We start from the raw sequence: 19,634 nt of genomic DNA on the forward strand, positions 1-19,634 counted from the left end.
TGTATGGCCGACACTTCCTTTGACGTCATCATCATCGGCTCCGGTCCCGGCGGTTATGTCACGGCTATCAGGGCTGCGCAGCTCGGCTTCAAGACCGCGATCATCGAGAAATCCTATCTCGGCGGCATCTGCCTGAACTGGGGCTGCATTCCGACCAAAGCGCTGCTGCGTTCCGCTGAGATCTACCACTACATGCAGCACGCCAAGGATTACGGCCTGTCTGCCGAGAAGGTTTCCTACGATCCGAAAGCGGTCGTGCAGCGCTCGCGTGGCGTCTCGAAGCGCCTGAACGACGGCGTTGGCTTCCTGATGAAGAAGAACAAGGTGACCGTTATCTGGGGCGATGCCTCGATCGACGCGCCCGGCAAGATCACCGTGAAGAAGTCCGCGGTCGAAGCGCCCAAGGGCGCGCTTGGCGAGGGCGCCTATCAGGCCAAGCACATCATCATCGCGACTGGTGCGCGCCCGCGCGTGCTGCCGGGACTGGAGCCGGACAAGAAGCTGGTCTGGACCTATTTCGAGGCCATGGTGCCGGAGAAAATGCCGAAGTCGCTGCTCGTCGTCGGCTCCGGCGCAATCGGCATCGAGTTCGCCTCGTTCTTTCACACCATGGGATCGGACGTGACGGTGGTCGAAGTCTTGCCGCAGATCCTTCCCGTCGAAGATGCCGAGATCGCAGGGTTGGCTCGCAAGCGCTTCGAGAAGCAGGGCATCAAGATTCTCACCAATACCAAAGTGTCGAAGCTTGAGAAAAAGGCTGACAGCGTGCTCGCCACCATCGACGATGGCAAGGCGCCGCAGACGGTCGAGTTCGATCGGGTGATTTCCGCGGTCGGTGTCGTCGGCAATATCGAGAATCTGGGTTTGGAGAAGCTCGGCGTCAAAACTGACCGCGGCTGCATCGTGATCGACGGTGCGTGCAAAACCAACGTGCCTGGCATCTACGCCATCGGCGACGTCGCGGGTCCGCCGATGCTGGCGCACAAGGCCGAGCATGAGGGCGTCATCTGCGTCGAGGCCATCAAGGGGATGCATCCCCATGCGATGGACAAAAACCTGATTCCCGGATGCACCTACTGCAATCCGCAGGTGGCGTCCGTTGGCCTGACGGAAGCGAAGGCAAAGGAGGGCGGGCGCGAGATTCGCGTTGGCCGTTTCCCGTTTGTCGGCAACGGCAAGGCGATCGCGCTCGGTGAAGACCAGGGACTCGTCAAGGTCATCTTCGACAAGAAGACGGGGCAACTGTTAGGAGCCCACATGATCGGCGCGGAAGTCACCGAATTGATCCAGGGCTACGTGGTGGCGATGAATCTCGAGACCACGGAAGAAGAACTGATGCACACCGTGTTCCCGCATCCGACGCTGTCGGAAATGATGAAGGAAGCGGTGCTCGATGCGTATGGCCGGGTGCTGAATATCTAGAGTGCCGAATATTTAGCCGGAATCGCTTTTGACCAATAAGTTTGCTCGCCGCATCGTGATGCCGGCCGCGGTACCGATGGTGGCGAGCGCGATTATCTCCCGAAAATAGCAGCTAGCGCAGGACGCCGGGTTCTGCGCCTCGATTGCTAGGGAGAAGAAAAATGAAGAAGACTGTTCTTGCGATCGCCGGTTCGGCGTTGATTGTTTTTGCTGGCGTGCAATTGGCGGCCGCCGCCGAGCAACATCGCGGCAAGGTTCATCATCGCGCTTATTCCGAGTACCGCGACAGCAACGCCTATGCCCAGCCGCCTGTTGGGTATGGCTATGGCTATGGTTCAGAGGCCGAGCCGGAGGCGTATCGGTACGGCGGCGGCTATTCGGACATGGCCGGCCACTGATCGCGGTTGCTGCGCCGGAAGGGCCGTTTCTCTCGAGAATTGGCCTTTCCGATAATACCGGTGAGGGTGACTTTGCGGCAACGATTGTGTCGCCGTTGCAACAGTACCTGAAGATTTAACCCTCATCCCGGCTCCTGCACAGCTACGCCGCTTTTTGGCCACACCCCTCCATGAGATCATTATGGGAGAGATTTGAAGGCTGCGGCGCTCGTTAGCAACGGGAAGGCCGGAGGAAACAGGTTAGCGATGGACGCCAAGACCAACATCAAGAAGCGGCTGCCGAGCCGCCACGTCACGGAAGGCCCGGAGAGGGCCCCGCATCGCTCGTACCTCTATGCCATGGGACTGACGACCGAGCAGATCCACCAGCCGTTCGTCGGCGTGGCGTCCTGCTGGAACGAGGCTGCGCCTTGCAATATCGCGCTAATGCGCCAGGCCCAGGCCGTGAAAAAGGGCGTTGCGTCGGCCGGCGGCACGCCCCGCGAATTCTGCACCATCACCGTCACCGACGGTATCGCCATGGGCCATGACGGCATGCGCTCGTCACTGCCATCGCGGGAATGCATCGCCGATTCCGTCGAACTGACCATCCGTGGCCACGCCTATGACGCCCTCGTTGGTCTCGCTGGCTGCGACAAGTCGCTGCCCGGCATGATGATGGCCATGGTGCGGCTGAACGTGCCCTCGATCTTCATCTACGGCGGCTCGATCCTGCCCGGCAATTTTCGTGGTCAGCAAGTCACAGTGCAGGACATGTTCGAGGCGGTTGGCAAGCACTCGGTGGGTGCGATGTCGGATGCCGACTTGGACGAAATCGAGCGAGTTGCCTGCCCCTCGGCTGGCGCGTGCGGTGCACAATTCACTGCCAACACCATGGCGACGGTATCTGAGGCCATTGGCCTAGCCTTGCCTTACTCCGCTGGTGCTCCAGCACCGTACGAAATCCGCGACTCCTTCTGCATGACAGCAGGCGAGAAGGTGATGGAGCTGATCGCCAAGAACATTCGTCCGCGCGATATCGTCACGCGGAAATCGCTGGAGAATGCCGCCGCTGTGGTGGCCGCGTCCGGCGGTTCGACCAACGCGGCGCTGCACCTGCCGGCGATCGCCAACGAATGCGGCATCAAGTTCGATCTGTTCGACGTCGCGGAGATCTTTAAGAAAACACCATATGTCGCGGATTTGAAGCCGGGCGGCCGTTATGTCGCCAAAGACATGTTCGAAGCTGGCGGCATACCGCTTCTCATGAAGACATTGCTCGATAACGGCTACCTGCACGGCGACTGCTTGACGGTCACGGGGCGGACCATTGCCGAAAACCTCCAAGGCGTGAAGTGGAACCCGCACCAGGACGTGGTGCGGCCTGCCGACAAGCCGATCACCGTGACTGGCGGTGTGGTCGGCCTGAAGGGAAACCTCGCGCCGGAGGGAGCGATCGTGAAGGTTGCGGGCATGGCCAACCTGAAGTTTTCAGGCCCCGCCCGCTGCTTTGACCGTGAAGAGGATGCCTTCGAGGCGGTCCAGAAGAAGACTTACAAGGAAGGCGAGGTCATCGTCATCCGCTACGAAGGGCCGCGCGGCGGCCCCGGGATGCGCGAAATGCTTTCGACAACGGCAGCGCTGACGGGCCAGGGAATGGGCGGCAAGATCGCCCTGATCACGGACGGCCGGTTTTCAGGCGCAACGCGGGGCTTTTGCATCGGCCATGTCGGGCCGGAAGCCGCCGTGGGGGGCCCGATCGCGCTGTTGCGGGATGGCGACCTGATCGAGATCGACGCGGTCGCCGGGACTCTTAACGTAAAATTGACCGACGCGGAACTCGCCCAGCGCAAGACCGAATGGAGGCCTCGCGCGACTAACCATACGTCGGGTGCTTTGTGGAAATACGCCCAGCAGGTGGGGCCGGCAGTGGCGGGCGCTGTCACCCATCCTGGCGGGGCCCACGAGAAGTCGTGTTATGCAGACATTTAGGCGCACCATTATTGCTCTGATTGTTGGGACCGCATCGGTGGCCTCTCCCGGGTTCGCCTTTGATGGCTCGCCGGTGAATCAGGATTCGACCATTCCGGTGCTTTCGACGCCGCCGGGTGTGACGGCGCCCCTGTCCGTGAAAAAGGGCGCGGCAGCCGGTGTCGATACCTCGGCCTCGGCCTATGCGGCCGAGACGGTCACGCAATGGAAGCTCGGTCGCATGTACGCCGACGGCAACGGCGTGGCGCAGGACGATCTGCGGGCGTTCGAGTATTTCAGCGGCATCGCCAATGCCCATGCGGAAGACAGTCCGTCGGCTCCGCAGGCCGCAATCGTCGCCAACGCATTCGTTGCGCTTGGACGGTATTACCTGAGCGGCATCCCGAACTCGAAGATCAAGCCGGATCAGGAACGTGCGCGGGAGATGTTCTCCTATGCGGCTTCCTATTTCGGCAACGCCGACGCGCAATACGATCTGGCGCGCCTCTATCTGAAGAGCGCAGGCGTTTCCCGCGACGATTTCCGTTACGGCACGCGCTGGCTGTTCCTAGCTGCGCAAAAGGGCCAGCATCAGGCCCAGGCGCTGCTCGGCCAGATGCTGTTCACCGGCGATCAACTGCCGCGGCAGGCTGCGCGCGGATTGATGTGGCTGATGCTGGCGCGCGACAGCGCGACGCCGGACGAGACCTGGATCAGGGACAGCTACAACAAGGCGGTAGCCAAGGCGTCCGAGGACGACCGCTCGATGGCGCTGCAAATGGTCGAGCGCTGGGTGCGCGGCGGCCGGGAGTAAGCGGGGATCGCGGTGCGTTTCCTTAGTCAATGGGAAAACGCCAGTGATTATCCGGGATGCGACGACAGCCGATGCGGTGAAGGCTTGTGAAGCCATCCGCGCTTCCATCACCGAACTCTGCATCGCGGACCACCAGCAAAATCCTGACATTTTGCGACGCTGGCTTGCCAGCAAGACGCCGGAGAATGTTGCGGCGTGGGCCGTTGCCATGGGCAGTTCGCTGCTTGTGGCTATCGAGGGCAATTCCGTTCTGGCCGTGGGCGGCGTCAAGGACGACGGCGAGATCACGCTCAACTACGTCGCGCCACCCGCGCGGTTTCGCGGCGTCAGCGCGGCGCTTCTGAACGCGCTGGAGGCGAGGGCGGTCGAGCGCGGCGCCATCGAGCTCACGCTGCTCAGCACCGAGACCGCGCATCGCTTCTATCTGTCACGCGGCTATCGGGATGCCGGACCATCACTTGGAAAATTCGGCACGGCAGCGTCGTATCCGATGACGAAGGTACTCGACACGGCGACCAGTTGAGCGCGCTCACGCTGCCTCGAGATCCAGATCGATCCAGACCGGCACGTGATCGGACGGCTTCTCCCACGCGCGCACGTAACTATCGATGCCGACGTCGACGAGGCGGTCGCTTGCCTGCGGCGACAGCAGGAGATGATCGATGCGCAGCCCCATATTCTTTTGCCAGGCGCCAGCCTGATAATCCCAGAACGTATATTGGCCGGGCGCGTCGCTGACGGCGCGCAGCGCGTCCGTCAGGCCAAGGCCGAGCAGCGACTGAAAGCTTTCGCGCGTCTGTGTTCGAAACAGTGCATCGTCCACCCACGCGGCCGGATTGGAAACGTCTTCAGGGCGCGGGATCACGTTGAAATCGCCGGCCAGTACAAGCGGCTCTTCTGCTTTAAGTCGCTGCCTCGAATACTCAAGAAGCCGCGACATCCATTTGAGTTTGTAGGGGTATTTGTCAGTATTCGGCGGATTGCCGTTGGGCAGATAAAGGCAGGCGATCCGGACCACGCCAGATTTAAGCGTCACGACGCCTTCGACAAATCGCGCATGCGCGTCTTCGTCGTCACCGGCGAGCCCCGACTTCGTTTCATCGAACGGAAGCTTTGATAACAGCGCGACGCCGTTGAACGTTTTTTGGCCGTGCGTGACCACGTTGTAGCCGAGGCTTTCGATCTCGAGCCGAGGAAACGCGTCATCGGTGCATTTGATTTCCTGAAGGCAAACAATGTCGGGCGAGCATTCCTTCAGCCAGCTCATCAAATTCTCGATCCGTTGCCGAACCGAGTTGACGTTCCAGGTGGCGATGCGCATCGATGGTTTCTTCAGATAGAGAAGCTGGTGCCGCAGCCGCAGGACGCGGTTGCGTTTGGATTGTTGACGCGGAACGAAGCGCCAATCAGATCGTCGACGAAGTCGACTTCCGATCCTGTCAGGAACGGCACCGAGGCGGGATCGACCAGTACGACGGCGCTATCGCGGGCAATCACGAGGTCATCCTCGGCCTGCGCGTGTTCGACGTCGAATTTGTACTGGAAGCCCGAGCAGCCGCCGCCTTCCACGCTGATCCGCAGCATGGCGCCGTCGCCCTCCTTGCGGAGGATTTCTCCAATGCGGCGGGCGGCCCGCTCGCTGATGGTGACGGCTTCAGTCATCACAAAGCTCCGAAGGTCAAGCGCGTATTTATCTCGTAACCGGCCTATCATAGTTAAGTGCGGGAATGGCGGGAATCAAACCCGCTTCACCCGTTTAATGACAGGATATCCCGTGTCGGTTGGAATGGCTGCCCCTCGCTCGGTCTATGCCTGCGATCCCGACCGCAGCCGCGGCCGGCAATTCGTCGAGCCGCCGAGCCGGACCCGCAGCCCGTTCCGGCGCGACTGTGACCGCGTCATTCATTCTACGGCCTTCCGGCGATTGAAGCATAAAACGCAGGTCTTCGTGTTCCACGAAGGCGATCATTATCGCACCCGCCTGACCCACTCCCTGGAGGTCGCCCAAATTGCCCGCGCGCTGGCCCGTCAGCTTGGCCTCGATGAGGACCTGACCGAGACGCTGGCGCTCGCCCATGACCTCGGTCACCCCCCGTTCGGCCATGCCGGCGAGCGCGCTCTCGACGACTGCCTGCGTGTCTCCGGCGGCTTTGACCACAACGCGCAGACCTTGCGGGTGGTGACGTCGCTCGAGCACCGCTATCCCGAATTCGACGGGCTCAATCTGACCTGGGAATCGCTGGAGGGCATCGTCAAGCATAACGGCCCTTTGACGGCGCGCGATGGCGCAGCGATCGGGCGCTATAGCGAGCACGGCATTCCTGTCGGAATCTCGGAGTATGTCAGGGCCTACGACCTCGAATTGTGGAGCTTCGCCTCGCTCGAAGCCCAGGCGGCGGCGATCGCCGACGACATTGCCTATGATGCGCATGACATCGACGATGGATTGCGCGCCGGGTTGTTTCAGATCGACGACCTCAAGGAGATTCCGCTCGCGGCCGCAATCATCGCCGCAATCGACGCCCGGTATCCCGGACTTGACGAGGTCAGGCGTGGCGCCGAACTGGTGCGCGAGTTGATTTCACATCTGATCGGAGCGGTCTTCCTCGAAGCCCAGCGCCGCCTGGCGCACGCGCGGCCAGTTTCGGCCGATGACGTGCGCAGCCAGAGCGAAGCGCTGATCGCTTTTCCGCCCGAGACGATGCTAGCCGAAGCCGCGATCAAGGCTTTCCTGAAGGTCAGGATGTACCGGCACGAGCGGGTGATGCGGGTGATGCGGGATGCCGAACAGCTCGTGTTCGATCTTTTCGCGCGCTATCAGGCCGATCCAGCCGCTCTTCCGGCCGAATGGCTGCCGTCCGACGACCAGGCCGAGACGGAGGCGGAGCGGGCCCGGCGGATCGGCAACTTCATCGCCGGGATGACCGATCTTTTCGCGCTGACCGAACATCGGCGGCTCTTTGACTCGACCCCGGATTTACGTTAGGCGGCGGCCATGTCCGATGCATCCCAGCCACATCTTTTCGCCCAGGTCCTTGCGCGCGTTCACGCCATTTGCGCGGCGGAACTCGGGCCTGGTATCGACGTGTCGCGCGTGGTGGTCGAACCGCCGAAAGACGCGACCCATGGCGACATGGCAACCAATGCCGCCATGGTTCTGGCCAAGGAGGCGAAGGCCAAGCCGCGCGATCTCGCCGAGAGGATCGCCGGACGGCTGCGCACTGAGGATATCGTTGCCTCGGTCGACGTGGCCGGTCCCGGCTTCATCAATCTGACTTTAAAGACAGCGGTCTGGACCGAAGCACTCCGCGCGATCCTGCGTGCCGGCAGCGCTTACGGCCAAAGCGCAATCGGCGCGCGCGAGAAGGTCAATGTCGAATACGTCTCCGCCAATCCGACCGGGCCCATGCATGTCGGCCACTGCCGTGGCGCGGTGTTCGGCGATGCGCTCGCGAGCCTGCTTCAGCTCGCAGGCTTCGATGTGACCCGCGAATATTACATCAACGATGCCGGTGTTCAGGTCGACGTGCTCGCCCGTTCGGCGTTTCTGCGTTACCGCGAGGCGCTCGGAGAAAACATCGGCGATATCCCGGAGGGTCTTTATCCCGGCGATTATCTGAAACCTGTTGGACAAGCGCTGGCTAAAGAACACGGCAACGCGCTGCTTGCGATGCCGGAGGCCGAGTGGCTGCCTTCGGTACGTGCCAAAGCCATCGACATGATGATGGAGGCGATCAAGGGCGATCTCGCCGCGCTCAACATCAAGCACGACGTGTTTTTCTCGGAGCGCTCACTGACCAGCGGCAGCAACGATCGCGTGGCCGCGACGATCGATTTCCTGCGCGCCAAGGGCGATGTCTACGAAGGGCGCCTGCCGCCGCCGAAGGGCGCGCCGGTTGACGATTACGAGGACCGCGAGCAGACACTGTTTCGCGCGACCGCTTTCGGCGACGACGTCGATCGGCCGCTGCTGAAATCGGACGGCAGCTACACTTATTTTGCGTCCGACATCGCCTATCACAAGGACAAGTTCGACCGCGGATTCCGCAATCTCGTCGACGTCTGGGGCGCCGATCACGGCGGCTACATCAAGCGCGTGGAAGCGGCGATCAGGGCCGTAACGCAGGGAAAAGCAACGCTCGACGTCAAGATCGTGCAGCTCGTCAGGCTGCTCCGCAACGGCGAGCCGGTGAAGATGTCGAAGCGCGCGGGCGATTTCGTCACCCTGCGCGAGGTGGTGGATGAGGTCGGCAAGGACGCCGTCCGCTTCATGATGCTTTACCGAAAAAACGACGCGCTACTCGATTTCGACCTCGCCAAGGTCATCGAGCAGTCGCGCGACAACCCGGTGTTCTACGTGCAGTACGGCCATGCGAGGGGGCACTCGATCTTCCGCACGGCGCGCGAGGAGGTCTTGCACGACCTCCCTCAGGAGGAGGGCGCGCGGCTGGCCACCCTGGCAGGCGCTCCCGTGGAGCGCCTGACCGACCCGGCCGAGCTCAGCCTGCTCCGGAAGCTTGCCGTCTACCCCCGGACGGTCGAGGCGGCGGCGTCGGCCCACGAGCCCCACCGAATCGCTTTTTACCTGTATGATCTCGCGAGTGAATTCCACGCCCTATGGACGAAGGGCCGCGATTTGCCCTATTTACGCTTTATTATCAATAATGATGCCGAGATGACCACGGCCCGGTTGGCGATGGTGCAGGGCGTAGTCACGGTTCTGGCGTCCGGCCTCGGGGTTCTCGGGGTCGGTGCTCCTAACGAGATGCGCTAATTGCTAATTGCAATGCCACCGCCCCGGGGGGATTTTGAGAGTGGCAGCCGGCGGGGGCCGGTTCGATTCTAAAAGCGGGTTGGCGGTTTTCCCTGTGGGGACGCATCACAACAATGGCTGAGCGATATCCGAACAGATCTTTTCCGGCCGGTAGCGGCTACGATCGCGACGCGGGCTCGCGCGACACCGAAAGCGATCCGCTTGCGGAACTGGCGCGGCTGATCGGCCAGACCGATCCCTTCGGTACCAAGCCGATGAGCCGGGCCAATTTGCAAGTCCAGCCGCAAGTAAGGCCGGCCGATCCGCCGCCAGCTCAGGACAGCTATCGAGAGACTTATCGAGACGGCTATCAGGACGATTACTACGACGATTCCGAGCCGGCCGAGCAACCGCCTCCCGCGCCACCCTCGTGGATGCAGCGTGCGGCAAGGCATGAGGCGCCGCCACCTCCGCCTCATCAAGAGGACTATCCAAGCACGGTGCATCCGCTGCATCGCTATGCGGCCGAGCAACCGCCGGCTGAGCCTGATTATCATTCGGACGAGCTGTACGCCGACACGGGTCACGAGCCGGATCCATCGCGCTATGACGATGCGCTTTATGGCGCCTTCGATTCAGGCGCGCAGCAGGCGCAGCACGATCAGGCTTACGGCGACGATTACGCTTACGATGAGGATGAACGCTTCGACGCGCAGCCTGAACCAAAACGGCGCGGTGGGATGATCACCGTCGCGGCGGTGCTGGCGTTGGCCGTCTTCGGGGTCGGCGGCGCCTTGGCCTATCGCAGCTATACGGGCGGCGCTCGTGGCGGCGATCCGCCGATCATCAGGGCGGATGCGGGGCCGACCAAGATCATTCCGGCACCTGCAGATGCGAGCGCCAAGGTACCGGATCGGATGGCGGTCGGCGACGGCTCCGAAAAGATCGTGTCGCGTGAGGAAACGCCGATCGACCCGAGCACGAGACCGGCCGGGCCCCGCGTCGTATTCCCGCCGCTCACACCTTCGGCAGTTGTGCCAGGCGCTGCGCCCACGAGCAGTGCCGGCACCGGAACCTTTGCGAATAACGACCCGCGTCAGGTCAGGACGTTCTCGGTTCGGGGCGACCAGTCGACAGCAGGCGCGCCGGCAGCGGTGACACCACCGCAGGCAGCACCGGCAGCACAAGCTCCAGCCGCGGCTGCTCCGCCGCCTGCGAAGCCATCGCGGGCGGCTGCAGCGCGTGCACCGGCAACCAATCCGAATGCCGCCAATGCCAATGGGCCGTTATCGCTCGCGCCGCAGCCGGACATCCCGGCGGCGCCGGAGCCGGTTCGCGTCGCTGCGACCAATCCAGTCGCGCCGGCCGCGCCCGCTTCAAGCGGTGGCGGCGGTGGCTACCTTGTGCAGGTTTCCTCACAGCTGAGCGAGGCCGATGCCCAGGCCTCCTTCCGGTCGCTGCAAAGCAAATACCCAAGCGTTCTCGGCTCGCAGTCGGTGATCGTGAAGCGTGTCGATCTCGGCGAAAAGGGTGTGCACTTTCGCGCGTTCGCGGGTCCGTTCACCTCGTCCGAGCAGGCGACGCAGGTCTGCAGCAGTCTGAAGGCCGCCGGTGGGCCACAGTGCCTCATCCAAAGAAATTAGCCGCCACGTCGCCCCAGCCTTGTTGACCCCCATGGGGCGAGGCGGCTAATCGGCGCTCATGCAGTCACGCGCCTTCATCACAGGTATTTCCGGAACCACAGTGAACGCCGATGAGCGCGCGTTCATTGCGGCTGAGCGACCCTGGGGTTTCATCCTTTTCAAACGGAACATCGAGACGCCGGCGCAAGTTGCCTCGCTGGTGGATGAACTGAAAACATGCGCCGGCCGCAGCGATGCTCCCGTCTTCATCGACCAGGAAGGCGGCCGGGTGCAGCGCCTCGGTCCTCCGCATTGGCCGGTCTATCCGGCCGGGAGCCTGTTCGGTGCGCTGTATGATATGGACCCCGCGATCGGGCTGAAGGCCGCAACGCTGAGCGCGCGGCTGATCGCGGCCGACCTTTCCGAGCTCGGCATCAGCGTCGACTGTCTGCCACTGGCAGACGTTCCTGTCGCCGGCGCCGATGCCGTGATTGGCAATCGGGCCTATGGAACTGAACCGGCCAAAGTGGCAGCGATCGCCCGTGCTGTAACGAGGGGGCTCGAAGAGGGTGGTATTTTACCGGTTCTGAAGCACATTCCTGGGCATGGGCGTGCCACGGCGGACAGCCATTTGCGGCTTCCGACGGTGGATACCCCGGAAGACGAGCTCGAAAAGACGGATTTTGCAGCCTTTCGGCCGCTTTCGGACCTGCCCATGGCGATGACCGCACATGTTGTGTTTAGCGCGCTCGACCCCGTCCATCCGGCCACGACTTCTGCGACAATCATCAGCCAGGTGATTCGCGGCGTGATTGGGTTCCAGGGTTTGTTGATGAGTGATGACGTGTCGATGAACGCACTCTCCGGATCGATTGCGGAGAGGACGAAGGGCAGCTTTTTGGCCGGCTGCGACATGGTCCTGCATTGCAACGGCAACTTTGAGGAAATGCGCGAGGTCGCCGCCGAGACGCCTGAATTGTCGGGGAATGCGCTCCAGCGTGCCGAGCAAGCGCTGGCATCGCGTGGGGCGCCGCAGCCGTTCGACAGGGTGGCAGGGCGTGCGGAACTGGAAGCTCTGATGAACAGAGCAGGGACTTGAGACGCGCATGACCGCTGAAATTCTCTCGTTCGAAACCGGCCGTCCGGCCGAGCTTGCCGAAGGCGAGCCGGCGCTGGTTGTCGATGTCGAGGGCTACGAAGGCCCGCTGGACCTGCTGCTCGCGCTGGCGCGGCAGCAGAAGGTCGATCTTGCCAAGATTTCGATCCTGGCGCTGGCGGACCAGTATCTGCAATTCATCGAGGCGGCGCGAAAGATCAGGCTTGAGCTGGCTGCCGACTATTTGGTGATGGCGGCCTGGCTCGCCTTTCTCAAATCGCGATTGCTGTTGCCGGAGCCGCCGACGGCAGACGGCCCGAGCGCTGAGGAAATGGCAACCGCGCTCGCCAATCGCCTCCGTCGCCTTGAGGCCATTCGCGAGGCGTCAAACCGGCTGATGAACCGTCCGCAGCTGCAACGCGATATTTTTCCGCGTGGTTTCCCCGAGACCATCGCGGAAATCCGTCATCCCAAATACACCGCGACCCTCTACGACCTGCTCGCAGCCTATGCCGTGCAACGTCAGCAGCGCGTGCTGGCGTCGGTGCATCTCGCCAGGCGCACCGTGTGGTCGCTCGCGGAGGCGCGGGCCTCGCTGGAGCGGCTGGTCGGCATGGCCGAAGAGTGGAGCCGGCTGGATGAATTTCTCATCCACTACGTCGTCGATCCCTCGCAAAAAGCGACGGTGTTTGCGTCGAGCTTTGCCGCCGCGCTGGAACTTGTCAGGGAAGGCGAGGTCGAGCTGCATCAGCAGGAAGCATTCGCGCCGTTGTTTTTTCGAAAGCGTCCGCCGCAACCGGCGCCCGACGCGATGTCTGCACCCGATGTAACGGGTTAAGTGAGTGGAAGAAGGAGATTGTGCCATGGCAAGCCTGGCGGAAAAGCGCATGGCCGACGCTGACGAGCAGTCCGATAACAATCCGCAAACGCGGCCCGAAGAGCTGCGTCTATTGGAGGCGCTGCTGTTCGCCTCGGCCGAGCCGCTCGACACCGCGACGCTGGCCAAGCGGATGCCCGATGGCGTCGACGTCAAGGTCGCGCTGGCGCAACTGCAGGCGGATTATGCCTCGCGCGGCGTCAATCTGGTTCGCATTGCCAACAAGTGGACGTTCCGCACGGCTGGCGACCTGTCGTGGCTGATGACACGCGAGAGTACGGAGACGCGGCGGCTGTCACGCGCGGCGATCGAGATGCTCGCCATCATCGCCTATCACCAGCCGGTCACACGCGCTGAAATCGAAGAGATCCGCGGCGTGGTCACGTCGAAGGGAACGTTGGATGTGTTGCTGGAGACCGGGTGGATCAGGCCGCGCGGCCGCCGCAAGACGCCCGGGCGTCCGTTGACCTTCGGAACCACCGAAGCCTTTTTGTCGCAGTTCAGTCTTGAGGCGCTCGGTGACCTTCCGGGCCTTGAGGAACTGAAGGGAACGGGCTTGTTGGACACGCGATTGCCTTCCGGCTTCACCGTTCCGAGCCCCTCCGATGATCCGGCGTTGCGTGAAGATGAGGATCCGCTGGAGCCGGGCGATCTGGAACTGTCCTTGTCGCCGCCCGTCGAACCGGAATCTGGTCCCGAAGGCCAATAAACGCCGATTTCGGGCCATTGCAGGGACCGCTACGCAAGTCGCGTAGCGTGTTAACGGTCAGCCGCGTAACACCGATTTTACGCTGGCCAAGTCCTTGTTTTCGGCACCTCTTGAGCCTAGGTTCGCTTAAAGGGTAGTCCGGGGCCTTGAGGGTCCCGCATTGGCGTGTTTGGAGGATTGCAGGATGGGTTCGCTTAGCATTTGGCACTGGATCGTGGTGATCGCAGTCGTCCTGCTGCTGTTCGGTCGCGGCAAGATTTCCGACCTGATGGGTGACGTCGCTCAAGGCATCAAGGCCTTCAAGAAGGGCATGCAGGACGACGAAAAGACGGTCGAAAAGACCGAACCCGTGAAGTCGATCGACCACAACGCCTCGCCTCAGGCGGCGCGATCGGATGTCGGCAGCAAGGCGGTTTAATCCACCGCCCTCATGAGTCGAAAAAGATATTCCCCGATCGAGCGGTGCGGGCGCAGGACCGTTGAAACAAGACCGGTGGAATAAGAACGCGAACGGCTTGGTCTTCGTGACGCAAAACCTTGGCCTCGCGTGAGCGGAAACTTTCATGTTCAACATCGGCTGGAGTGAGTATCTCGTCATCGCCGTGATCGCGCTGATTGCGATCGGCCCGAAGGAGCTGCCCGGTGTTTTGCGCATGGTCGGCCAATGGGTCGCCAAGGCGCGCAAGATGGCAGCCGAATTCCAGGGCCAATTCCAGGAAGCGATGCGTGAGGCCGAAATGGCCGACCTCAAGAAGAGCTTTGACGAGGTCAAGGAGGCGGCGACCGGATTTGCGAGCGGCGACGTCATGACCTCGCTCCACAAGGACGTTACGTCGGCCTTGAGCATTGACGACAAGCCTGCACCTGCTGATGCGAGTTCATCGCCTGAAACGGTAAATCCGGCCACTGAAGCTGCCGCTTCGGAGCCGTTGGCAATTGCGCCTGTGAATGAGCCCGCACCGGCAACACCGGAAGCTCACCCGGCTGTCGTCGAGACGGCTGAACCCGAACGGGATGCCAAAGCGTCATGAGCGACGACGACATTGAGGCCAGCAAAGCGCCGCTCATGGATCATTTGATCGAGCTGCGCTCGCGCCTGATCAAGGCGCTGCTCGGCTTTGGCGTTGCTTTCATCCTCTGCTTCTTCTTTGCCAAGACGATCTACAACTGGCTGGTGTGGCCGTTTGTCTGGGTCGCGGGGCCGGAAAACTCGAAGTTCATCTACACCGCGCTTCTGGAATATTTCGTCACCCAGCTGAAGCTTGCGCTGTTCGGAGCGGGCTTCATCTCGTTTCCGATCGTGGCCGGACAAATCTACGCGTTCGTCGCGCCGGGCCTCTACAAGCATGAACGCAAGGCGTTCCTGCCTTATCTGGTCGCGACGCCGATCTTCTTCGTGCTCGGCGCGCTGCTGGTTTATTTCGTGGTGCTGCCGATGCTGGTGCGCTTCTCGCTCGGCATGCAGCAACTGGGCGGGCCGGACAGCGCGCAGATCGAGCTTCTACCCAAGGTCGGCGAGTATCTGTCGCTGACGATGTCGCTGATCTTTGCCTTTGGCATCGCCTTCCAGCTTCCGGTAATCCTGACCTTGCTTGGACGGATCGGCCTCATTACCTCCCAGCAGCTGCGCGACAAGCGCCGCTACTTCATCGTGGTCGCCTTCATTATCGCAGCCGTCCTGACCCCGCCGGACGTACTCAGCCAGGCCTCGCTCGCCGTTCCCTTGCTGCTGCTGTACGAGGGTTCGATTTGGGCCGTTCGGATCGTGGAAAAGAACGCCGCCGCCAGGCAGGCCTCGACCGGCGCGACGCCGCCGGCACCGACCACGCCGACACCGGCGGAGTAGGCTTCATTCTCTGGAAAGGTGGATCACCCGCTTTCGCGGGGGATCACTGCTGTGGTACTTGGGCGCACACCGTGTGCCCTAGAAAGTCCCGCCATGCACGACATCAAGTGGATCCGCGAGAATGCCAGCGCCTTTGACGCCGGCTTGAAGCGGCGCGGCCTTGCGCCGCTCTCGGCTTCCTTGCTTTCGATCGACGAGAAGCGCCGCGCCGCGATCCTTAAGTCGGAACAGGCGCAGGCCCGGCGCAATGCGGCCTCCAAAGAAATTGGCGAAGCCAAGAAGGCGAAGGATGAGGCGCGTGCCGCCAGCCTGATGGCCGAGGTTGCCGAGCTCAAGACGACGATGCCGGAGCTCGAAGCCGCAACCAAGGCAGCCGATGCCGAGCTTGAGACGACACTGGCCGCGATCCCGAACTTGCCGCTCGACGAGGTGCCAGACGGCGTCGATGAGCATGGCAACGTGCAGCATCACGTCTTTGGCGCGGCGCGCAACTACGCCTTTGCGCCGAAGCCACATGACGATCTCGGCCAAGCGCTCGGCTTCATGGACTTTGAAGCCGCGGCGAAATTGTCGGGCGCTCGTTTCGTCGTGTTGAAAAAAGGCCTCGCGCGGCTGGAGCGCGCGATCGGGCAGTTCATGCTCGATATGCACACGGGCGAGCACGGTTATGTCGAAATCAACCCGCCGCTCCTGGTGCGCAATGAGGTGATGTTCGGCACAGGCCAATTGCCAAAATTCGAAGACGACCAGTTCTGGGCCATCAAAGGCGAACTGCTCGCGACTGTGGCGAGCGATGCGACAGGCGGCCAGGAGAATTTGAGAGGTGGGCGACTGGGCCTCATCCCGACCGCCGAAGTCTCCCTCACCAATCTCGTCCGCGAGTCCATCGTCGATGAGAAAGAGCTGCCGATGCGCGTGACCGCGTTGACGCCATGCTTTCGTGCGGAGGCGGGCGCAGCGGGGCGCGATACGCGCGGCATGATCCGCCAGCACCAGTTCACCAAGGTTGAGCTCGTCTCGGTCACGACACCTGAGGCGAGCCGCGATGAGCATGAGCGCATGCTGTCCTGTGCAGAGGCCGTATTGCAAAAGCTCGACCTGCATTACCGCGTGATGACGCTGTGTGCCGGCGACATGGGCTTCTCGGCGCAAAAGACCTACGACATCGAGGTCTGGATGCCCGGACAGGGCGAGGGCGGCGCATTCCGCGAAATTTCCTCCTGCTCGGTCTGCGGCGAGTTCCAGGCGCGGCGGATGGATGCGCGTTATCGCGGCAGCGACGGCAAGCCGCGCTTCGTGCACACCTTGAATGGGTCGGGCACGGCAGTCGGCCGCGCCCTGATCGCAATTATGGAGACCTACCAGCAGGCCGATGGCTCGATCGCCGTGCCGGACGTGCTCCAGTCCTATATGGGCGGTGCCAAGGTCGTCGCGGCCGAGTAGCCCGATTTGTTTTGACCGGTCGCCTCGTTGCGGTTGCGAAGCGCGGGCGCGGGAGTATCCTTGTTTCCGATTGTTCAAGTGCATTTTTCGGAAGCAACCAATTCCATGGCCCTGCACCGCGACATTTACTGGGTGGGCAAGCAATGGGCGGTCACGGGCCTTGGCATCCAGGCCTGCAATCAGAAGCAGAGGAGCCAGTTCGATATCCAGGCGTCGCTATTGTGGGAGGACGGCGTTCAGGATGCCGTCCGCAATCTCGACTGGGTCAACCGCGAAGATTTCGACAAGGCAGTCGCCGCGGCCCGCAAGCATTATCCCGAGCCGCCGCGAAAGACACCGCCGCCGCCCGCGCCGGTGGACTCGCCCGCAACGCACATGGCGGCTGCGCCCGAACCTGAGCCGTCGCGGCTCGCTGCACCCAAATTCGACATGCGGGTCGAAGGCGTGCCCGCCAGGTTGCGGCCGATGTGGCGCGTCCGCACCCGCGGCAACGGAGGCCCGGACGGGCCATAGGTCGTGTCCCGTGGTACGCGGTCGAGGAAATTTTACAACCAAAACAACGGGTTTGCCTCGAGACGGAGAGCCGGATAAGACGGCTCGTCACAGGTTCGCGGCAAGAATCGAGCAGACTTGAACTGCGATACCAGCTGGGCCGTTGAACCGACCGAAAGAGGACCGCGCGATCGATGCGAATTTTGTGCACCAATGACGATGGCATCCACGCGCCCGGCCTGAAGGTCGTCGAAGAGATCGCGCGGAAACTGTCAGACGACGTCTGGGTGGTCGCGCCCGAACTCGATCAATCCGGCGTGTCACATTCCTTGTCGCTCAACGACCCGCTTCGCTTGCGCGAGATTGGTCCGCGTCATTTCGCGATCCGGGGTACGCCGACCGACTGCGTCATCATGGGCGCGCGCCATATCCTCGGCGACAAGATGCCCGATCTCGTGCTCTCCGGCGTCAATAAGGGGCGCAACGTTGCGGAGGACGTCGTCTATTCCGGCACCATTGCCGGCGCGCTCGAAGGAACAATTCTCGGCTTGCCGTCATTCGCGCTGTCGCAGGAGTTCACGGTCGAGACGCGTGACAAGCCGCTGTGGGACACGGCGTTGCAGTTCGGCCCGTCGATCCTGCGCAAGGTGATCGACGCCGGTGTGCCGAAAGACACAGTGATCAACGTCAATTTTCCAGCCTGCACGCCCGACCAGGTGGCGGGCGTTTATGTGACGCGGCAGGGCAAGCGCAATCTCGGCTTCCTGAAAGTCGACCAGCGGCGCGACGGCCGCGGCAATCCGTATTTCTGGATCGGCTTCGAGCGATTGTCCAAGGTTGACGTGCCGGCCGAGGGGACGGACCTCTGGGCGCTGGCTGCGAGCTACGTTTCGGTGACGCCGCTGCGGCTTGACCGGACGGACGAGGCCTTTTCCGCCGCCCTCGCATCGACTCTGAGGTAGAAGTCAAGTCGCCCGTGAGGACGCATTGCGCTTGAGCGCCTGCTCGATGGTGCGAGCCAGCGTTTCGATCTGGAAAGGCTTTTGCAGCGCCGGCCGATCGCGATATTCGGCCGGAAGGCCCGACGACCCATAGCCGGTTGCGAAGATGAAAGGGCGTTTGCGCGCCGCGATGAGGTCCGCGACCGGCGAAATCACCTTGCCGTTGACGTTGACGTCGAGGATCGCGAGATCGAATTCAGCCGATTGTGCGAGCTTCATGGCTTCGCCGATCTCGCCGGCCTCGGCGGCAACGCTGTAGCCGAGCTCTTCCAGCATGTCGGTCACCATCATTCTGATCATGACCTCGTCCTCAACGAGGAATACCGATTTGCCAGACGTCCGCGCCGCACCCATCCATGGAATCCTTGAAATCCGCAGCGCAAAGGATCGCAAAAATCGCCATCGGGCGCAATCTTGACCTGATTGACCAAAAAGACCGGCGGAGGTCACGGGAACACAGGCCAGAAGTGATATGTTTCGCTGGAATCGGGGTGGTTACGCCATCACATACTCGCTTGCCCACAAGCCAGCAGACGAACTCAAATGCCCGAGCCGCAAAACCCGCCACCGAAGATGATGTTTCAGCTGAACCTGCGGCGGCGCGGCATCAGCGACCAGGCGGTGCTGCGCACCATGGAAGACGTGCCGCGTGAAGCGTTCGTCGCGCCGGCCGATCGCACCGATGCCTATCGCGACATGGCGCTAGGCATCGATTGCGGGCAGACCATCAGCCAGCCCTTCGTGGTGGCCTACATGACCGAGCGGCTGAACTTGCAGAAATTCCATCGGGTGCTCGAGATCGGCACCGGCTCGGGCTACCAGGCGGCCGTTCTGTCGCGGCTGTGCGGCCATGTACTGACGATCGAGCGCTATCGCACGTTGGCTGACCAAGCCCGGGCGAGGCTTGCCCGGCTTGGCTATGACAATGTCGAGGTGATGCTGGGGGACGGCTTCGACGTCCCGGAAGCGGCCGGCAATTTTGACCGGATCATCGTGACCGCGGCGATGGAGGAAATTCCCGACGCGCTTGCCCGGCGGCTCGAACCGGAGGGCATCCTGATCGCGCCGGTCGGCCCGCGGCACGGCGTCCAGACCCTCATCCGCTTGCTCAGGACCGAAACAGGATTCGAGCGCAAGTCGCTGGTCGACGTACGCTTTGTGCCGGCGTTACCCGGCATCGCGCGGGAGCTGTAAATTCCGGGATCAGCTTT

Annotated in this window: 21 protein-coding genes; 18 read left to right on the top strand and 3 right to left on the bottom strand. The window is 62.4% G+C overall.

All coding sequences use genetic code 11. The features are described from left to right. Positions 1-3: 3 nt before the first annotated feature. The 5 genes from lpdA to VFB05_RS30155 all read left to right on the top strand — a co-directional run bounded on the left by lpdA (position 4) and on the right by VFB05_RS30155 (position 5,107). Complete coding sequence (gene lpdA, locus VFB05_RS30135) at positions 4-1,422, top strand: dihydrolipoyl dehydrogenase (RefSeq protein WP_325019445.1); 1,419 nt, start codon at positions 4-6, stop codon at positions 1,420-1,422. Between the two features lie 161 nt (positions 1,423-1,583). Beyond that, positions 1,584-1,820, top strand: a complete 237-nt coding sequence (locus tag VFB05_RS30140) for a hypothetical protein (RefSeq protein WP_325019447.1) — start codon at positions 1,584-1,586, stop codon at positions 1,818-1,820. A 246-nt stretch (positions 1,821-2,066) separates the two neighbouring features. Beyond that, a complete protein-coding gene (ilvD, locus tag VFB05_RS30145; RefSeq protein ID WP_325019450.1) occupies positions 2,067-3,791 on the top strand; it encodes a dihydroxy-acid dehydratase in 1,725 nt (574 codons plus the stop codon). Further along, complete coding sequence (locus tag VFB05_RS30150) at positions 3,778-4,584, top strand: tetratricopeptide repeat protein (RefSeq protein WP_325019452.1); 807 nt, start codon at positions 3,778-3,780, stop codon at positions 4,582-4,584. Before ilvD ends, VFB05_RS30150 begins: the two co-directional genes overlap by 14 nt. A 43-nt stretch (positions 4,585-4,627) precedes the next feature. Then, positions 4,628-5,107 carry a GNAT family N-acetyltransferase gene (locus VFB05_RS30155; RefSeq protein ID WP_325019454.1) on the top strand — a complete coding sequence of 160 codons (480 nt, stop codon included), beginning with the start codon at positions 4,628-4,630 and terminating at the stop codon, positions 5,105-5,107. A 6-nt stretch (positions 5,108-5,113) separates the two neighbouring features. Here the strand turns inward: VFB05_RS30155 and xth are convergent, their stop codons facing one another. Both xth and erpA read right to left on the bottom strand, forming a co-directional pair. Next, positions 5,114-5,905, bottom strand: coding sequence for an exodeoxyribonuclease III (xth, locus tag VFB05_RS30160; RefSeq protein WP_325019456.1), 792 nt, complete (start codon positions 5,903-5,905; stop codon positions 5,114-5,116). Between the two features lie 11 nt (positions 5,906-5,916). Further along, entirely contained in the window at positions 5,917-6,246 is a 330-nt protein-coding gene (erpA, locus tag VFB05_RS30165) for an iron-sulfur cluster insertion protein ErpA (protein WP_325019459.1), read from the bottom strand. A 112-nt stretch (positions 6,247-6,358) separates the two neighbouring features. Between erpA and VFB05_RS30170 the strand changes: the two genes are divergently transcribed. The 12 genes from VFB05_RS30170 to surE all read left to right on the top strand — a co-directional run bounded on the left by VFB05_RS30170 (position 6,359) and on the right by surE (position 18,384). Then, positions 6,359-7,570 carry a deoxyguanosinetriphosphate triphosphohydrolase gene (locus tag VFB05_RS30170; RefSeq protein ID WP_325019461.1) on the top strand — a complete coding sequence of 404 codons (1,212 nt, stop codon included), beginning with the start codon at positions 6,359-6,361 and terminating at the stop codon, positions 7,568-7,570. A 9-nt stretch (positions 7,571-7,579) separates the two neighbouring features. Further along, on the top strand, positions 7,580-9,358 hold the full coding sequence (gene argS / locus VFB05_RS30175; RefSeq protein ID WP_325019463.1) for an arginine--tRNA ligase: 1,779 nt from the start codon (positions 7,580-7,582) through the stop codon (positions 9,356-9,358). Between the two features lie 113 nt (positions 9,359-9,471). Further along, a complete protein-coding gene (locus tag VFB05_RS30180; protein WP_325019465.1) occupies positions 9,472-10,980 on the top strand; it encodes an SPOR domain-containing protein in 1,509 nt (502 codons plus the stop codon). A 58-nt stretch (positions 10,981-11,038) separates the two neighbouring features. Next, positions 11,039-12,058 (top strand): beta-N-acetylhexosaminidase, encoded by a 1,020-nt coding sequence (gene nagZ / locus VFB05_RS30185; RefSeq protein WP_325019467.1) that lies wholly within the window; start codon positions 11,039-11,041, stop codon positions 12,056-12,058. Between the two features lie 7 nt (positions 12,059-12,065). Beyond that, positions 12,066-12,893 carry a ScpA family protein gene (locus VFB05_RS30190; RefSeq protein ID WP_325019469.1) on the top strand — a complete coding sequence of 276 codons (828 nt, stop codon included), beginning with the start codon at positions 12,066-12,068 and terminating at the stop codon, positions 12,891-12,893. A 25-nt stretch (positions 12,894-12,918) separates the two neighbouring features. Further along, a complete protein-coding gene (gene scpB, locus VFB05_RS30195; protein WP_325019471.1) occupies positions 12,919-13,641 on the top strand; it encodes an SMC-Scp complex subunit ScpB in 723 nt (240 codons plus the stop codon). A gap of 184 nt (positions 13,642-13,825) precedes the next feature. Further along, positions 13,826-14,059 (top strand): twin-arginine translocase TatA/TatE family subunit, encoded by a 234-nt coding sequence (locus VFB05_RS30200; protein WP_325019473.1) that lies wholly within the window; start codon positions 13,826-13,828, stop codon positions 14,057-14,059. Positions 14,060-14,204: 145 nt separating this feature from the next. Beyond that, positions 14,205-14,672 (top strand): Sec-independent protein translocase protein TatB, encoded by a 468-nt coding sequence (gene tatB, locus VFB05_RS30205; RefSeq protein ID WP_325019475.1) that lies wholly within the window; start codon positions 14,205-14,207, stop codon positions 14,670-14,672. Further along, a complete protein-coding gene (tatC, locus tag VFB05_RS30210) occupies positions 14,669-15,487 on the top strand; it encodes a twin-arginine translocase subunit TatC (protein ID WP_325019477.1) in 819 nt (272 codons plus the stop codon). The genes tatB and tatC overlap by 4 nt, the downstream gene beginning before the upstream one ends. 93 nt (positions 15,488-15,580) lie before the next feature. Further along, complete coding sequence (gene serS, locus VFB05_RS30215; RefSeq protein ID WP_325019479.1) at positions 15,581-16,930, top strand: serine--tRNA ligase; 1,350 nt, start codon at positions 15,581-15,583, stop codon at positions 16,928-16,930. Positions 16,931-17,035: 105 nt separating this feature from the next. Further along, positions 17,036-17,443: a hypothetical protein gene (locus VFB05_RS30220; protein ID WP_325019481.1), complete on the top strand. Its 408-nt coding sequence runs from the start codon at positions 17,036-17,038 to the stop codon at positions 17,441-17,443. Between the two features lie 173 nt (positions 17,444-17,616). Beyond that, the gene (gene surE, locus VFB05_RS30225) at positions 17,617-18,384 is read left to right on the top strand and encodes a 5'/3'-nucleotidase SurE (RefSeq protein WP_325019483.1); all 768 of its coding nucleotides are present in this window, start codon (positions 17,617-17,619) and stop codon (positions 18,382-18,384) included. Between the two features lie 3 nt (positions 18,385-18,387). Here surE and VFB05_RS30230 read toward each other — a convergent pair whose 3' ends face one another. Beyond that, positions 18,388-18,777 carry a response regulator gene (locus tag VFB05_RS30230; RefSeq protein ID WP_325019485.1) on the bottom strand — a complete coding sequence of 130 codons (390 nt, stop codon included), beginning with the start codon at positions 18,775-18,777 and terminating at the stop codon, positions 18,388-18,390. Positions 18,778-18,966: 189 nt separating this feature from the next. On the opposite strand from VFB05_RS30230, the gene VFB05_RS30235 reads away from it, so the two are divergent. Further along, complete coding sequence (locus tag VFB05_RS30235; protein ID WP_325019487.1) at positions 18,967-19,617, top strand: protein-L-isoaspartate(D-aspartate) O-methyltransferase; 651 nt, start codon at positions 18,967-18,969, stop codon at positions 19,615-19,617. Positions 19,618-19,634: the final 17 nt, after the last annotated feature.

This window comes from Bradyrhizobium sp., from assembly GCF_035652035.1.
Taxonomy (GTDB): domain Bacteria; phylum Pseudomonadota; class Alphaproteobacteria; order Rhizobiales; family Xanthobacteraceae; genus Bradyrhizobium.

What these genes read in the sequence shown, in the direction of transcription:
- VFB05_RS30200 (WP_325019473.1), top strand. Translation starts at nt 13,826, where the DNA reads ATGGGTTCGCTTAGCATTTGGCACTGGATCGTGGTGATCGCAGTCGTC.
- serS (WP_325019479.1), top strand. Translation starts at nt 15,581, where the DNA reads ATGCACGACATCAAGTGGATCCGCGAGAATGCCAGCGCCTTTGACGCC.
- xth (WP_325019456.1), bottom strand. Translation starts at nt 5,905, where the DNA reads ATGCGCATCGCCACCTGGAACGTCAACTCGGTTCGGCAACGGATCGAG.
- argS (WP_325019463.1), top strand. Translation starts at nt 7,580, where the DNA reads ATGTCCGATGCATCCCAGCCACATCTTTTCGCCCAGGTCCTTGCGCGC.
- VFB05_RS30230 (WP_325019485.1), bottom strand. Translation starts at nt 18,777, where the DNA reads ATGGGTGCGGCGCGGACGTCTGGCAAATCGGTATTCCTCGTTGAGGAC.
- ilvD (WP_325019450.1), top strand. Translation starts at nt 2,067, where the DNA reads ATGGACGCCAAGACCAACATCAAGAAGCGGCTGCCGAGCCGCCACGTC.
- VFB05_RS30180 (WP_325019465.1), top strand. Translation starts at nt 9,472, where the DNA reads ATGGCTGAGCGATATCCGAACAGATCTTTTCCGGCCGGTAGCGGCTAC.
- VFB05_RS30150 (WP_325019452.1), top strand. Translation starts at nt 3,778, where the DNA reads ATGCAGACATTTAGGCGCACCATTATTGCTCTGATTGTTGGGACCGCA.
- VFB05_RS30140 (WP_325019447.1), top strand. Translation starts at nt 1,584, where the DNA reads ATGAAGAAGACTGTTCTTGCGATCGCCGGTTCGGCGTTGATTGTTTTT.
- VFB05_RS30220 (WP_325019481.1), top strand. Translation starts at nt 17,036, where the DNA reads ATGGCCCTGCACCGCGACATTTACTGGGTGGGCAAGCAATGGGCGGTC.
- tatB (WP_325019475.1), top strand. Translation starts at nt 14,205, where the DNA reads ATGTTCAACATCGGCTGGAGTGAGTATCTCGTCATCGCCGTGATCGCG.
- tatC (WP_325019477.1), top strand. Translation starts at nt 14,669, where the DNA reads ATGAGCGACGACGACATTGAGGCCAGCAAAGCGCCGCTCATGGATCAT.
- VFB05_RS30235 (WP_325019487.1), top strand. Translation starts at nt 18,967, where the DNA reads ATGCCCGAGCCGCAAAACCCGCCACCGAAGATGATGTTTCAGCTGAAC.
- lpdA (WP_325019445.1), top strand. Translation starts at nt 4, where the DNA reads ATGGCCGACACTTCCTTTGACGTCATCATCATCGGCTCCGGTCCCGGC.
- nagZ (WP_325019467.1), top strand. Translation starts at nt 11,039, where the DNA reads ATGCAGTCACGCGCCTTCATCACAGGTATTTCCGGAACCACAGTGAAC.
- scpB (WP_325019471.1), top strand. Translation starts at nt 12,919, where the DNA reads ATGGCAAGCCTGGCGGAAAAGCGCATGGCCGACGCTGACGAGCAGTCC.
- VFB05_RS30190 (WP_325019469.1), top strand. Translation starts at nt 12,066, where the DNA reads ATGACCGCTGAAATTCTCTCGTTCGAAACCGGCCGTCCGGCCGAGCTT.
- erpA (WP_325019459.1), bottom strand. Translation starts at nt 6,246, where the DNA reads ATGACTGAAGCCGTCACCATCAGCGAGCGGGCCGCCCGCCGCATTGGA.
- surE (WP_325019483.1), top strand. Translation starts at nt 17,617, where the DNA reads ATGCGAATTTTGTGCACCAATGACGATGGCATCCACGCGCCCGGCCTG.